This is a genomic window from Nitrospiria bacterium (assembly GCA_036397255.1).
GTDB lineage: Bacteria > Nitrospirota > Nitrospiria > DASWJH01 > DASWJH01 > DASWJH01.
On sequence record DASWJH010000026.1, the window covers coordinates 1 to 14,404 of the forward strand.

A 14,404-nucleotide genomic window follows, 5' to 3' on the forward strand; every position below is an offset into this window, starting at 1 on the left:
GACCGCCCAGTGCGGTTTCTCAAGCGTGAAAGAAAGTTCGTTCAAAAGCTCCATTGATCCTCCTTGCTGATTTTGTTTCCCTACTATACTTTTTCAACGCAAATTCAGCAAGTTGAATGTTAAAATACAGACTCTAATTAAACTAAACCCTTTTCGACCGTTAAACAACTTTACCGCTCTAGTGCTTTTCAATTTAACCTCCTTTAAACCTGATTCCGATCACGGAAAACTACATCTCGGATTAATCCATCTTCGTATTTCCTTTTTTTTAAAAAAAACCGTTAAGGACATCCTTCCCATGTTTTTTTCTTTTAATCTTTTTAAAAAAAATTTTCCTTCACAAACTACGAAGCTCTTTAAAATATTTATTGAAATTCCTATCACGCCCGAAATACCTTGTCAAAAAAGTTTTACATGAAAATCGGGCACTTATTCTAAATCCTTTAGATATCATTTTCCCAAATCATTTACAATAAAAGGAGATTAAAGATATAATGCCTGGGTTACCAAAGGATCCTTCATGTGGAAAAAAATTGACCGGTATTTTTATAAGGAATTACTATCCCCTTTTCTTATCAATTTAAGCTTTCTTAGCGCTCTTCTTCTAATTCACCAGTTATTAAGATTAATGGAACCCTTCCTTACACGTGGAGCGAGTTTTCTCTTTCTTGGGAAAATTTTTCTTTCTTTACTTCCCGTTTTTTTAATTATAACCATACCCGTATCGATGCTTATCACGGCTATGGTCACATTTAGCCGTTTTACCGCTGATGGAGAATTGATTGCCCTAAAATCTGCGGGAATCAGTCTCTATCGAATCCTTCGCCCCCTTTTTATTTTTTCTTTCATCACCATGGCATTGACTTATCTCATATCGTTTAACACCACCCCATGGAGTGGAACCTCCTTTAAGGATATGGCCCTGAACTTACTCAAGGCCAATGCAACGGTGGGTCTGGAAGAGGGAACTTTTAATGATCTTTCAAATAAATTGATGATATATGTTGATCATATTGAATCAGACACGCAATTAAATGGAATTTTTATTTCCGACCTTAGAAAATCCCAAGAACCCATTTTAATTATCGCCAAGGAAGGTCTCTTGGTTTCTTCCCCAACGCCTAATTTAATTGCATTTCGCCTAACCCAAGGCACGATTCACCACAAGGACAAAAACCCTAAAAGTTATGAACGGATTAAGTTTGCCACCTATGATTTAAACTTTGAGTTAGACCCGTCCCTAGATTCTCCATCAAGGAAACAACCCTCTTTAAAAGAAATTAAAAAAATGCTTGCTGAATCCAATGGGGAGGATGTGCAGGCCTTAAGATACCTTCAAGAATATCACCGAAATTTTTCACTTCCTTTTGCCTGTTTGGTTTTTGGGTTATTGGGTGCCCCCCTTGGAATAGGGTTTAAAAAAAGTGGTCGTTTAGGAGGATTTTTCATTGGTGTTTTCGTGGTCATTCTATATTACAGCATTGGGGTCTTCGGCGATATTTTGGTAGCTTCAAAATTTATCCCCCCTTGGTTTGGGGCATGGTTACCAAATATTCTCGCAACGATTATTGCTCCATTTGTGATTTGGAAATTTTCGAAGCGAATTGGATGAAATATATATGAACCGATTAACACGTTATTTGGTTTCTGAGCTTCTAAAATTTTTCTCAATTTGTTTGGGAGCTCTGGTTACCCTTTATTTGACAATAGATTCTTTCGAAAAAATCAGGGTTTTTGTTACCCATGAAGCCACCGTCTCAAACATCCTTTTCTACTTTCTCCTTAAACTCCCAGGTATCGTTTTTGAAATGTGCCCTATCGCCATATTACTTTCTACTTTTTTAACATTGGGTTTGATTTCCCGGCGAAATGAACTCACCGCATTTAAAACCGGAGGAATAAACATTTCCCGGATTATTATTCCGTTTCTGGTTTTTGGGTTGTTGGCCAGTTTGATTATGCTTTTTCTAAATCTCTCCCTCATTCCTTCTTTGAATCGCAAGGCCCAATTTGTTCGGAAGGTCTTAATCGAAAAGAAAAACCCAGATGTGTTTTTCAAACAGGGAAAATTGTGGTTTAAACAAAACCAAAACACCATCTACAATATACAATTAATTGAACCTGCCAAAAATCAATTTTTGGGTATTACCGTTTACCAACTAGGAAGCGATTTTCAGCTTTTGGAAGAAATTGAGGCAAAAGAGTTACTTTACCAAAAAGGAGAATGGATATTAGTCAACGGAATTCATCGACATTTTTTAAATGATGGGAGCATTAATTTTCGTTCTTTTCAAGAAGAGCCGGTCATTTTAAATAAAACCCCAGACGAATTTAGACAATTGAATCTACACTACCAGGAAATGACTCTCCCAGAACTATCCAGCTATGTATCCCGTTTAAAAAAAGAGGGTTACTCTTCCACAAAATATGCGGTTGATCTTCACCGAAAATTTGCTTTTCCTTTTTCGAGTTTTATTATGGTGGTGCTTGCCATTCCCTTTGCTTTGAAGGAAGGGGTGAAAACTCATTTAACCAAAGGGATCGGTTTAAGTATTTTAATTGGCATGACCTATTGGATACTCTTTTCCTTTATTCTTTCCCTTGGGCACGGGGGTATCCTGCCCCCCTGGATTTCAGCCTGGCTTTCAAATATTTTGTTTTTTGGGTTGGGCTCTTTTCTTTTTATAAAAATAGGGCAATAAAAATCCTGTAAGAAATTTTGAGATTGCAGGAAAAACTAAGATAAAAAAAGGGAGGTTTTATGAAACCAGTTTTGAAATTAAATTCATGTCAATATGGTTTTTGACGAGTTGGGCTAAGCTTTCATAATCGGTATTCCTCCGGTGAGAAAAACTACCCTTTTCATAGGATTCAGGAATTGCTTTCTTTTTTCTTTTTTCGTTTAAAAACCAATGCCGGAAAGAATCATTTTCAAATAGCCCATGCAAATAAGTCCCCCAGATCAGTCCGTTTTTTCCGTAGGCCCCTTCTTTTTCCGTAACTTCCCCCCCCCCGTGCTCAATTTTCTTAAAAAGGGGTTTGGCCCCTTCCTGAACCCTGGTTTTTCCAGAATGAATTTCGTAACCGGATAAAGCAAAATCCTGTGGCCAAGGCCCGTCGGAACAGGGTTCTACTTTTACTTGAACGGTCACCTTGTCCTTTTCTAAGACTGTTTCAACCTCCAAAAGGCCCAACCCCATTACCTGCTCTTTCCTATTCTCCACGAAATAGGGATCCCTGATGGATTGTCCCAACATTTGATATCCACCACAAATTCCACCAATTTCTCCTCCGGATTGCGCATAGTGTTTAATCGCTTTTGCAAAACCAGACTCCCAAAGAAAAATGAGGTCATCGATTGGATTTTTACTTCCGGGGATAAGGAGCAAATCCAATTCCGATAAATCTTCATCGCCTTTCAAAAATTGAAGGGAAATTTGAGGCTCACGTCGAAGTGAGTCAAAATCAGTTGAATTAGAGATGTGGGGTAAATGAACCACTCCGATCCGGATCCCATAAAAAGAAACCCCTTGAGGGTTGGTTATATTCCGTGGTTTATCCTCCAACCCCACACTATCTTCATCCGGCAGGAATAAGGCCTCATGATAGGGAATAACCCCCAAAACAGGCTTTTTACATCGGCGTTCTAAATCCGCTAAACCTTTTCGCAGGTGTTGAATTTCCCCACGAAATTTATTAAAAATAAGCCCTTTGACACGGTCCCGGTCCAACTGGGGTAGCAATTCTAACGTCCCAAACAGAGAAGCAAAAGCCCCTCCCCGATCAATATCGGTTATTAACAGAACCGGAGCATCCGCCATTTGTGCAATCTTCATATTGGCTAAATCGGAATCCATTAAATTTATCTCTGCTGGACTTCCGGCCCCCTCAATCACAATCATGTCATACTTTTCAGAAAGTTTTTTATAGGAATCTCTTATAATTTTAAAAATTTCATCATGGTACCCTTTGAATTCTGAAACAGCCATATGGCCGCGGACCTTACCCCGAACGATCACTTGGATTCCTTTTCCAGAATCGGGTTTCAACAAAACGGGATTCATATGGACCGTTGGGATTAAATCACAGGCCCCTGCTTGAACGGATTGGGCATATCCAATTTCCTCACCCTTTTGGGTCACAAAGGAATTTAATGCCATGTTTTGTGATTTAAAAGGAGCAACCCTGATTCCCTCCTGATGAAAAATTCGACACAGAGCGGTCACCAGCATACTTTTACCTACAAAAGAGGCAGTTCCTTGAACCATAATGGCTTTAGCCATAGAGATTTCCTCTCGGAAAAAATTCTTTTTTTTAAATGGAAGAACGATTCAAGCACCAAGGGCACTTTCGGCCCCGGGTGAAATTGATTATTTATCGCTTCCTGTGGGAACCCTGATGGCTTGGTGAAGAAAGAAAAAAGAAAGGTATCTTTTTTTAGATCATTATTCAAATTTAAATATCAAAAATTTTGGGAACCTCTTTTGGAGGCCAAAAAAAAATTCTCAAACAGGTCTCCTTTATTCAACTTTCTATGGGTTCCTTTTTAGAAACAAGAAGAAAAGTGGGATGGAAGGTATTTTGAAAATCATTCATTCCCCTTCCCTTTCTTGAGACCATAATAGAGATATCTTCTTCATCAAAAGAATTTTCAAGCAAAAAAAGTTTCGCTTCGCTTAAAATATCCAAGGAATAGGTATGAATGACCATTATACCGCCGGGTTTCAGGCGATCATAAATGGGCTTTAATAAACGAGGAGTGGAGTTTTCCCAAGCACCAATTAGGACTCGATCGGGATCCGGGATATCTTTCAAAACATCCGGAACCTCCCCTTCGATCACAGTAATAATATCCGCATCAAAACGGTGTATATTCTCGTAAAGATGTCGGGCTTGAACAAGGTCCCTTTCAACCACATAGACTTCCCGAAGGGGAATCAGTCGGCTGGCTTCCACGGAAAAAGCCCCTGACCCTCCTCCGATTTCCCATAAAAGATGTTCAGATCGAAGCTGCATCTTCGATAAGATCACTGCTCGAATTTCAGAGGGAATGATCATCCCCTCTCGATGGGCAATGCGCTCATCTGGAATGCCAAAAGACCATGCCGGGGTTATGGGCTCTACCACTTCGGAAGGGGCTTTTTTAATTAGAATTAAAATACAAAGAGGGGAAAAACGCCGTCGCCCAAGTGGTTCAAGGGGTAGTTCCTGGATTCTTTGCCGTCGGGTATTTACGTCCTGACATAAAAACACCTTGTAATCTTTTTGCCCATCTGCCACAAGGAGTTGAACAATATCATGAGGGGAAAACGAGGGGTCCGTAAAAAAGCCGATCCTTTCCTCTTCCCGTACAAGTTTTACCAAGGCCGATGGTTCAATATCATGAACCGAGGTAATCACAGCCCCTTCCATGGGTTCTTTGATGGCAGAAAAAGCCAGTTCCATGGAGGTAGGATGTGGAATAATTTTTAGATCTTTTCTTGAGAAACGCCTTAACAGATACTTTGAGATTCCAAATAAGTTGGAATCCGTGGAGGCCAAAATAACGGCTTTTTTCTCAGTATTTTTCTTTAAGAATCTTACCAGATCATCCAGATAGTTTGGTAGGGGGACTTTCTCCCCTTGTGCATCTTGGAAAAGATCCGTTAATTTTTGGATTCCCACTAATAATTGAGCATTGTTGATTAATTCTAAGGTCTTTTGGGGGAGGCTCTTTCCCTCGTCTGTACCTACGCCAACTAGTGTAATGACATTGACCATCTTTTATTTGCCTTTCCCTTTGAACTGTTTTATTTTTAAAAATTGGTCCAATATTTATATGCCCCCATTGTTTTTTCCCACCACAATCATCCGATTCCCCTAGAATGTTGAATTTGGACGGGATGTTTTTTTTGTTTAGGAAAAATGGAATGCCTTTTAAATGGTCCAATTTTTGATCCATATTTTCATTCATCTGTTAAATGGTTGCGGTTTGGTAAAAAAGTCAAATTTTATTAAATGGGATTGTAAGAAAGGATGATGCCTTTCTTTTTCCTTTACTTTCTTTTTAAAACTTTATCAACAGCTGCCTTGAATGCGATGTCCATTAATTTTTTGTGATGCCCTTCTCCTGTTTATCCTGTTTGTCTTCTCCGTTTGTTTTTCCAGAAATAAAATAGCTTCCCTCAGCCCAATTGCCCAAATCGATCACTTTACACCGCTGGGAACAGAAGGGCCTGTACGGATTTTCTTCCCACGTGACCTTATGATGACATGTGGGACATTGAATCAACATAATACCGAATTATAAAATAAAGTAGAAAAGGATTCAAGCCTTGTAAAAAGAGGTTTATTTGACTGAACAGTCGGTCCAAACCCAAGGGAACATTGGGGTTTTTATAAAAACTAATGAAAATTTCATGAGGACTCAAAAGAAAAAAAGGACATAGGACGAAAAACTAAAATCCAAAATCAGCCCAAATCCTTACCCAAATTTGATTTCTACTCCCCCAATATAACTGATCCCCGGTGAGGTAAATCCAAAAACCTCTTCAAAATTTTTATCAAAAATATTTAATACACGCACAAACAATTTCATCTGCTCCAGCCATTCCTGATTCTTTAAAACCGTATAAGAAATATTTCCATTCCAAACCACGAAACTCGGTTGGACGACCCGCGTATTACTGTTAAAATTAACATCATCCCGTTTTCCGACATATTGACCGCCCACTCCAACAAATAATGCCTGACCATGATATTCGAACCCCCAAGTAGAACTCCATCGTGGTCTCCGAGTTAACTCGCGATTGATTTGAAAATTCGGGTCTATTATCCCACCATCATTCGTCACCTTTGAAATGAGATAGGTAAAGCCCCCTTGAAACCGAAGGAAATCAAAAGGGTCTAATTGGAAGTGGGTCTCCACCCCATGGGTTTTCGCTTTTTGTATATTCAAAAAATCAGGATCACCGAAGTCTGGATCATTCACAAAAGCAATCAGGTTTTCCATCTCATTCCTAAAATAGGTAATACGAAAACTTCCGGTGCTGAATAAGGCCTGATCTAGCCCTATATCCCAGCTGAAGGACTCCTCTGGTTTGAGGTTTGGATTCCCTACCGAAAAGCTCGTTCCGAATTGCTCGCTAAACCTCGGATTTTTGATCCCTTCTCCGATGGAAGCGCGGATTTTTAAATCAAGGGGTTCAATGAGATAAGCAATGGATCCTTTTCGATTCAAGTGATTCCCGAAAATACTATTATCTTCTACTCGGATTCCTCCCGCTAGGAAAAGCCTTTTCCAAAAACCCATTTGGCCTTGAAAATAATAACCCCAATTGGTTCTGGAAACATCAGTAAAATCAAAAGAAGGACCAAAACCAAAATCCGAAGCCAAGGTCTGAACCAATTCCTCCAGTGTGTACTCCACCCCAAGATTGGCAACCACATGGAATTCCTCAGTGGGATCCCCTTCAAAAGTCCCCATATAATCCGACATAAAACGGCGCTCCCCGGATTGAAAAACGGTCGTAGAGACCCCATCGCATGAAAAAGGAAATCCCCCGAACACGCACGTCCTACCGGGGTTCGGGGGGTCCGTTGAATTTCGGTCCTGGTCCGTTAATCCCAAACGAAGCTGGTGAGTCAGGCCGGGAATAATTCCCTGGCGGATTCCCGTTGAGATGGTTAAGTGATCCTCTTCTAGGAATTGATCGGGGTCTAAAGGGTCGAACCGGTCCCCCGCAGTTTCCGTTGGAAATTCAATCCGCTTATCTTCCAAACGAACCACCAAATCCATTGCAACATTTTCGCTGGGCGAAAAATCCACCCTCCCGCTAAACGAATTCCGGGTTAACCGGTTATTGATGGGAAGGATCCCCGGATCATCTATTCTGGCATAAGACAAAGTGAATCCCTCTCCGGACAAACCGATTCGATTTTCAAAAATGGGTTTATTGTCCTCCAGTCGGTGTCCCGCTGCGGAGGAAACCATACCCTTTAAGGGGCCCTTCCCTTTTTTTGTAATAATTTGGACCACGCCGGCCAAGGCTTCGGAACCGTACAGTGCCGACTGCGGGCCGAGAACCACTTCAATACGTTCAATATTTTCGGTAGACAATTGAGAAAAATCGAATTCTCCACCCGATTTATTGACGGGCACCCCATCCATTAATACTAGAAGGTGGTCACTCTCTCCCCCCCTCGCAAAAACCGATGTGGTGCTGCCCGGACTTCCAAGGGAGGACACGTTCAATCCGGGGACCTGCCTTAAGGCTTCGCTTACATTCCGGATATTTTTCTTTTCAATTTCCTCTCCTGTAATTAAAAAAGTCTGCAGACCGATTTCCTCAACCGGAGTTTCCCCTTTTGTGGCGGTAATCAATACTTCTGATAATTCTAAGACTTCCTCCCTTTCCGATTTTTCAGATCCAAAAACATATTCGTATGGAAAGAAGATACAAATCCAAAATAAAATAATCGCTTTCGATGAAAGGCGCATCCATTCCTCCATTCTGTTATTTGAAAATGCAAAGCCTGCCGCACTCTCCCCGGTTTGGTGAGGATTCTTCAAATATGAGATGTCCCTACAAAAATCCGATTCTTCATTCCCGAATGTTTTAATCGGGAATCCAGAATTTAGAAAAATCAACGTCTCCTAGATTCCCGCTTCCGCGGGAATGACAATCCATTGCAGATTTTTCCATCACCCTGAGGGCCTTCTGAGGCCGCGTCATACTATGCTGAACCCTTTGAAATCGCACAGCCCGGCGAAAACTCCCCGTTCCCTCGACCGAGCGTTCGAACGATCTCACCCCGATGGCCAGTCGAGGCCTTTCCGGGGGTTCTTCAATTAAAAAACCACCCTACTCATCAGTAAGGTTAAAACTTAAAGGAATTCGGACTTTGACCGTTGTGAGACCCAGCACTTCCGGAATCGGCGGCAAGGGAGATGAACGGCGGATCGTATCGATCGCTTCCTCGTCCAAAATTTTTTGGTGGGAGGATTGAAAAATTTTAATTCTGTCTACGTCCCCTTCGGCACCGATGGTAAAATCAAGAGACACTCTTCCCTCAATTCTTTTTTTTCGGGCCAGAGGGGGATATTTTTTTGTTTCCATGATTCGCCGAACGATCTGTTCCTTGTATTTTATTAAATAGTCTTTTTTCCAGTCCCGATTTTTTTCATTCCCCACACCTCCCTCACTTTTCCACACCTCTTCGCTCAGGTGAAAATGGGCCGGTTGCTTTAAAACTTGAAATCGGTTGGGGTATTCTACCGGGATCGCCAAATCCGTTTCAATAATCTTTTGATCCAAAGGTTCCGCATTGCCTTCTTTTTGGGGGAACGGTTCCTCAAAAGATTCCTTGGCCTCATTTTTTGGGGCCTCTGGTTCTTTCTGTTTTTCCTTTGCCTTTTTAGAGACCGGTGTTTTCATTTCCGTTTTAAATGGTTTTTTATTTAGGGCCTCCTCTTTTCCTGATGGAGGGTTTTGGGAAACCGATTCATCTTCATGGTTAAAAAGAAAAACTTGAATTACTCCCTGAGATTTCATGGGTTCAGACTTTTCCAAAACACGGAAATGAAGAAGGCCAAAGTAAATAACCATTCCATGAAAAAACAGGGAGATGAATAAAAATAAAAAAAAAGGTCTTTGAGGGTTAACCATTCCGGATCACATTGGATAATGGCGTTATTCTGGGTTTGCCTGTAACGGGATGAACATCGATTTCTACCTCACAGTGATACACTTTTCGGAGCCACTCAGCCGTTAAAACATTCTCGGGGGCGCCAATATGGGCCATCCTCCCTTGATCCAAAAGGAGGAGCCTTGGACACAATTGAGAAGCCATATTTAAATCATGGGAAACCAACACCAAGCTCATCCCCTGTGTTTGGTTTAAATCCTGTATGATCTCCTGTATCCCCAACTGATGCTGCAGGTCTAGAAATGTCCCAGGTTCATCCAGCAGAAGAATTTCCGGTTCCTGAGTCAGGGCCCGTGCAATAATAACCCGTTGCTTTTCCCCGCCGGATAGATCCGAGAACAAACAATCGGAAAACCGGTCTACCTCGAGAAGTTTCATGGAAGAATAGGCAATGTCATAATCCCTTTTCCCTTCGAAAGACCATCCCCCCAAATAGGGGTATCGCCCCATCAACACCACTTCCAGGACCGTATAGGGAAAAGGAATCATATATTCCTGTGGAATAATTGAAATATGTTGGGCAAGCCTTTTTTTTGAAATTTTATTTAAATCTTCTCCTCTTAAATAGGCTGCCCCCTTTTCAGGTTTGAAGAGCCCCGAAAGAATTTTTAATAGCGTTGTCTTCCCCGATCCATTTGGCCCGATAATTCCTAAAACGTCTCCCAGTTGAATGGAAAAATCGATGTCCTTTAGCACCCAGTCCGCGCCGTAACGGAATCCGAGATCTTTTACGAAAATCAAATCATCGCTTTTCATGGGTTAAAAAACCTCATTCGACTCCTACGCAACAGGAACAAAAAAAACGGCCCCCCGCAAAGAGCGGTAATGATCCCCACGGGGATTTCGGTTGGGGCAATTAAGACACGGCCAAGGGTATCAGCCAACATTAAAAAGATTCCGCCTCCCAAAAAGGACGCCGGGAGCAGGAGGCGATGATCGGGACCGATCAAAATCCTTAAAACATGGGGTATCATGATCCCGACAAAGCTAATCAATCCACTGACCGAAACCACTGCCCCCGTCAACAGGGCCGTTCCCAAAAAAGCCTTTTTTTTGGTCTGTTCCACCCGCAAACCCAGTCCAGACGCACCCTCTTCCCCAAGGGTTAATAAATTAAGCCCTTTTGCCAGGCTCAGCAAAATCGCCATTCCTACAGTTATATAAACCGCCAATACGCCCAACGTTTTCCCCTCAACAGATCCGATATTTCCCATCAGCCAATAAACAATTCCAAAGACCTTTGTGGAATCAACCATATAGGTGATAAACATGATGACGGCCGAAAACATGGCATTGAGTATGACCCCGGCAAGCAAAAGGGTGTGGACTAAAATTTTTCCATGGATTTGTGCCAACCGATACAGGAAAAGAAGGGTGATCAATCCCCCCAGGAATCCAAACAGGGGGGTTGCCGCAAAACCTAATAAAGTAATTTGAAAACCCATCAGCAAAGAAATGACTGCTCCCAAGGCCGTTCCGCTGGAAATGCCGATCACAAAGGGATCTGCCAGGGGGTTTCGCAGTAAGGCCTGGAGGACCACACCCACCGTTGCCAAGGTCCCCCCCACCATGGCCGCCAGAAGAAGACGTGGCAACCGGACCTGAAAAAGGATCACCTCTTTAACCTCGCTTAATTTAACTCCCCCCTGGAGGGTCCATCGATTTTTAATCATATCCAAAACCTGCCCCATCGAAATGTCCTCGGTACCCTGAAGAAGGCAAACCAGGAGAGAAACCACCCATACGGAAAATAAGAACAAAAGAATCTTTAGCCAACGTGAAAAAGTCAGGATCTTCATTCATCAAATTTCATTTTTAATGAGGGGTGAAGCACTCCAGCCAATTCTTCTATCCCGTCTATAATTCGCGGACCTGGCCTGCTCAATAAATCCCGGTTGACCTTATAAATTTTTCCCTCCCGGACCGCCGATATACTTGACCATCGGCTCCAATATTGAATTTGCTCTTTCGTAAGGGGTTGGTCTGGGTCCGTTCCAAGGATAAGAATTTCCGGATCCCTTTGAATCACAAACTCCATTGAAACCAGGGGGTAGGCTTTCGGAATATCTCCCGTAATATTGACACCTCCAGCCTCAAAGATCAGGTCATTTAAAAAACTTTTATTTCCCACTGAAAAAAGGGGGGTTCGGTCCACCACATATAAAACCCGTGGCCTTGAAAAGGGAGAAACCTTTTCACGAAGACCCCTTAAGCGGAAACGAAGCATTTGAACCTTTTGGGTTGCGATTTCCCTCACGCCCCCAATGTCTCCCAGTGTTTCGATCATGCTAAAAATGTCCTCCAACGAGGAGGGTTCAAATAAAAAAAACGGAATTCCAAACTGTTTAAATCTCACCATATTTTCTTCTTGGTAAACCCCAGCGGTCCCAACAATAAAATCAGGTTGAAGGGACAAAATCTTTTCCAAATTTGCTTTCAAACTTCCCACTTTTTCCTTTTTCAAAGCTCCAGCTGGAAAATCGCAGAAATCCGAAACCCCGATCACCAGGTTATCCAGGTCCAAATAAAAAAGGATTTCCGTAACTCCCGGGGCGAGAGAAATAATCCGCTTGGGAGAAACGTCCATTTTAACCTCCCGGCCTAGGTCATCGGTGAACACTTCACCGAAAGCCATTCCTGGAGCTAATAATAAGAGAATCGATAGAAAATGGATAGTTTTCAAACGTACTTTTTTTGAATTTATCATTATAAAAAAGCCCCAAAAATAAAAAATCCCCAAAGTCCCATTGGACCTTGAGGATTGTTCCCTGGTTCTTCACCCCAAAGGTTAATCAGCCATCTCCTGCCAACGAGGATGGAAGATTAAATTGCCCAGGCCGGTCTTCTGACTTATGGATCAGTCTACTTCCCCTACCTTCCCGGCCGGAGGTTTTTAAAACCTTCGGGGCATTTCCCTTTTAGGAAAGAGCCTTTAACCAGTGGTTTTCAGGGGTTTCGTCCCCATATACAGCGGCGGGCCCGTGACGGATTTACACCATCTTCCCGAGCGCCTGGACTTCTAATGTGAAACCTGTATAAAACAAAATCCTTTCGGATGTCAAGAAAATTTTTTGGAAGAAAATTCCTCCGGCCAAAACAGCACAACCGCTCTGGGATCTCTGTTTAGGTGAGGCGTCCTTCATTCGTACCGAAAAAGAGTGTGGAGTCTATTCCGCCGGGATCTTTTTTACCTTCAGAAGGGCCTTGAGGCGGGTCATACTCACCGGCTGATTCTCGAACGCCATGGATTGGACGACTCGCTTCAGCAACACTTTCCGGTGCGCGGCGGCAACCTTTTCCGGTGTATCGTGCCGTCCTTGCCACCTCTGTAGCTTGGCGTTCAGCTTGGCAGGGATTATTGATCGGACCTATTTACAAAGTTGCTTCACTTGTTTCAACCGTAATGGTCTTGGTTCCAGGTTCAGGTTTGTAGTACAGGCGTTCAAAACCGATAACTTCTTGTGTTCGGGCATCCTTAATGAGAACTACTCCCTCACCCGTTTCTTCGCAAACTTGATCTGTTCGAGGCGCTTCCCAGTACACGGTCAGTGTTTCTCCGATGGGATCGTGTATCACTCGGATGTGGGCCATATCTTTTCTCCTTCCTTGATTTTATCCGTCAAATAACATGTTACCACAAAACCTATGTTGTTTGTTCTTTTTACAACTACACACATATGGTATGGCGGTCGAGGGCGGTAGAAAAGATAGACGGTTTTGTCCTGTTTGCTCTGTCTGATCTGATCGGGCAACCGTATGCAATCCTTTGCCGCTTCTTGTTGATCGACAACCTCAGGATGTTTCCCTTGGATCAATGCCCAATAGGTCGCTGTCGTGTGAACTGAGAAGCCAAGTGGGGTAATTAGTTCAAATAGGTACGGAACATTCTCTGGCATTCGCTACCTTCCGGTTACCCTCCCTCGTGTCTTATCCACCCATTATGACAAATCATGAAAGCCGCATGCAGAACCGATTTCCCTGGGAAACCACATCGTAATTAGTGGGGAATGATATCCGCATCAATCCCCAAGTATTCATGAATGAGGATATCGCAAAGGCCGGCGATCTTCTTCCAATCCACCTCCGAATGTTTCCAGCGGGTCTTCTGCGGGATCTTCTTGACCGCTTCACCGATCACTTCCAGGTTTCGGACCACGGCGTCAACGGTCTTTACGTCATGGGCAAAGGTTTTAGATGACATTCCCTTTGTATACCCATTGATCTTTTGAACTTGCTATTCCCCGTAGCTTGCTCCGGGATAGCTATTTAGTTCCCCCTTTGAAAAGGGGGTTAGGGGGATTTGAGAGTTCAGTTTTTTCTCTGAATACCCCGCAAACTTGCTGCGAGGATCTTTATTCATTTCCGAGATATCTTCCAGCCAAACCTTATAGTCCCTGGGCATGGACCGCCTCTTCCAGGATAACACCGCGAAGCCTGGGTTTGATCGCATCGGCAATCACCAGATCCACCCGGCATCCAAACAGCTTCTCCAGAAATGCCTTCAGGTCCATATAGGCATCAAAAGATTTCCTCTCAAACTCAACCACGAAATCAAGGTCGCTCGTCTCGGTGGGTTCTCCTCGGGCGGAGGACCCGAACAGACCCAGCCGTCGGACACCGTAACCGCGAATTTCCTCCCGGTGTTTCTGAAGAACCTTCAAGATCTCCTCACGACTTTTCTTCATTGTCTCTCCATTTGAAACGGACCATGATCATC

Annotated in this window: 14 protein-coding genes and 1 riboswitch; of the genes, 2 read left to right on the forward strand and 12 right to left on the reverse strand. The window is 42.9% G+C overall.

Features of this window, described 5'->3' with window-relative positions:
• Nucleotides 1-520: 520 nt before the first annotated feature.
• The gene (lptF, locus tag VGB26_03645; GenBank protein HEX9756877.1) at nucleotides 521-1,612 is read left to right on the forward strand and encodes an LPS export ABC transporter permease LptF; all 1,092 of its coding nucleotides are present in this window, start codon (nucleotides 521-523) and stop codon (nucleotides 1,610-1,612) included.
• 7 nt (nucleotides 1,613-1,619) lie between these two features.
• Nucleotides 1,620-2,702, forward strand: coding sequence for an LPS export ABC transporter permease LptG (gene lptG / locus VGB26_03650; protein ID HEX9756878.1), 1,083 nt, complete (start codon nucleotides 1,620-1,622; stop codon nucleotides 2,700-2,702).
• A 57-nt stretch (nucleotides 2,703-2,759) separates the two neighbouring features.
• On the opposite strand, the gene VGB26_03655 is transcribed toward lptG, so the two are convergent.
• From VGB26_03655 to VGB26_03710, 12 genes are all read right to left on the reverse strand, one after another.
• On the reverse strand, nucleotides 2,760-4,283 hold the full coding sequence (locus tag VGB26_03655) for a cobyric acid synthase (GenBank protein HEX9756879.1): 1,524 nt from the start codon (nucleotides 4,281-4,283) through the stop codon (nucleotides 2,760-2,762).
• 241 nt (nucleotides 4,284-4,524) lie between these two features.
• On the reverse strand, nucleotides 4,525-5,760 hold the full coding sequence (cbiE, locus tag VGB26_03660) for a precorrin-6y C5,15-methyltransferase (decarboxylating) subunit CbiE (GenBank protein HEX9756880.1): 1,236 nt from the start codon (nucleotides 5,758-5,760) through the stop codon (nucleotides 4,525-4,527).
• A gap of 325 nt (nucleotides 5,761-6,085) precedes the next feature.
• Nucleotides 6,086-6,274: a DNA gyrase inhibitor YacG gene (locus VGB26_03665; GenBank protein ID HEX9756881.1), complete on the reverse strand. Its 189-nt coding sequence runs from the start codon at nucleotides 6,272-6,274 to the stop codon at nucleotides 6,086-6,088.
• A gap of 189 nt (nucleotides 6,275-6,463) precedes the next feature.
• Nucleotides 6,464-8,479 (reverse strand): TonB-dependent receptor, encoded by a 2,016-nt coding sequence (locus VGB26_03670; GenBank protein ID HEX9756882.1) that lies wholly within the window; start codon nucleotides 8,477-8,479, stop codon nucleotides 6,464-6,466.
• Nucleotides 8,480-8,843: 364 nt separating this feature from the next.
• Nucleotides 8,844-9,533, reverse strand: a complete 690-nt coding sequence (locus VGB26_03675; GenBank protein HEX9756883.1) for an energy transducer TonB — start codon at nucleotides 9,531-9,533, stop codon at nucleotides 8,844-8,846.
• A 106-nt stretch (nucleotides 9,534-9,639) separates the two neighbouring features.
• Nucleotides 9,640-10,443: an ABC transporter ATP-binding protein gene (locus VGB26_03680; GenBank protein HEX9756884.1), complete on the reverse strand. Its 804-nt coding sequence runs from the start codon at nucleotides 10,441-10,443 to the stop codon at nucleotides 9,640-9,642.
• Entirely contained in the window at nucleotides 10,440-11,486 is a 1,047-nt protein-coding gene (locus VGB26_03685) for an iron ABC transporter permease (protein HEX9756885.1), read from the reverse strand. The genes VGB26_03680 and VGB26_03685 overlap by 4 nt, the downstream gene beginning before the upstream one ends.
• Entirely contained in the window at nucleotides 11,483-12,370 is an 888-nt protein-coding gene (locus VGB26_03690; GenBank protein ID HEX9756886.1) for a cobalamin-binding protein, read from the reverse strand. Before VGB26_03690 ends, VGB26_03685 begins: the two co-directional genes overlap by 4 nt.
• A 134-nt stretch (nucleotides 12,371-12,504) precedes the next feature.
• Nucleotides 12,505-12,737, reverse strand: a riboswitch (cobalamin riboswitch).
• Between the two features lie 73 nt (nucleotides 12,738-12,810).
• Complete coding sequence (locus tag VGB26_03695) at nucleotides 12,811-13,011, reverse strand: hypothetical protein (GenBank protein ID HEX9756887.1); 201 nt, start codon at nucleotides 13,009-13,011, stop codon at nucleotides 12,811-12,813.
• Nucleotides 13,012-13,059: 48 nt separating this feature from the next.
• A complete protein-coding gene (locus tag VGB26_03700) occupies nucleotides 13,060-13,278 on the reverse strand; it encodes a hypothetical protein (GenBank protein ID HEX9756888.1) in 219 nt (72 codons plus the stop codon).
• A 406-nt stretch (nucleotides 13,279-13,684) separates the two neighbouring features.
• A complete protein-coding gene (locus VGB26_03705; protein ID HEX9756889.1) occupies nucleotides 13,685-13,909 on the reverse strand; it encodes a HepT-like ribonuclease domain-containing protein in 225 nt (74 codons plus the stop codon).
• Nucleotides 13,910-14,072: 163 nt separating this feature from the next.
• Entirely contained in the window at nucleotides 14,073-14,372 is a 300-nt protein-coding gene (locus VGB26_03710; GenBank protein HEX9756890.1) for a nucleotidyltransferase family protein, read from the reverse strand.
• Nucleotides 14,373-14,404: the final 32 nt, after the last annotated feature.